Origin of the sequence: Jatrophihabitans lederbergiae (assembly GCF_031845305.1) — a bacterium.
GTDB lineage: Bacteria > Actinomycetota > Actinomycetes > Mycobacteriales > Jatrophihabitantaceae > Jatrophihabitans_A > Jatrophihabitans_A lederbergiae.
Map to the genome: position 1 here is coordinate 1 of NZ_JAVREH010000216.1, position 550 is coordinate 550.

Annotated in this window: 1 pseudogene; it reads right to left on the minus strand. The window is 65.3% G+C overall.

Going from position 1 to position 550, the window contains the following annotated elements:
- Positions 1 to 127: 127 nt before the first annotated feature.
- Positions 128 to 550: pseudogene (locus tag RM423_RS25045) on the minus strand (IS256 family transposase); the annotation flags it as partial.

The window sequence follows — 550 nt, forward strand, 5'->3', positions numbered from 1 at the left end:
CACCGCGCCGCAGCGATCTGAGCAAGCTGCACGGCCGAGTCTGACACTTTCAGCTAGCCATCCCACACGTTTGGTCGACCGGCGCCATCCGGCGTCACCGGACTGCACCGATTCCGCGACAGCCTCCATAGTCGAGGAACGGGATGAACTCGGCCCAGGCGTTGTCCCAGAGCCGGATCACCGCCGGGTAGCGCTGTCCCCATTTCTCGGCCAGTTCGTCGAACGCAGCGCGGGCGGCGGTGGCGTTGATCGCGGTGTAGATCGGCTTCAGATCGCGCTTGATCTCGTCCCAGTACTTGCGGCTGGTGAGCCGGAAGGTGTTGCGGATCAAATGGATGATGCAGGTCTGCACGATCGCCTGCGGCCAGACGTTGGACACCACATCGGGCAGGCCTTTGAGGCCGTCACACACGACGAAGAAGATGTCATTGACGCCGCGGTTGCGCAGGTCGGTGAGCACCGCCATCCAGAACTTCGCGCCCTCGCCGCCGGTGCCAGCCCAGAGCCCAAGGATGTCGCGCTCGCCGGCCAGCGTCACGCCGATGGCCGC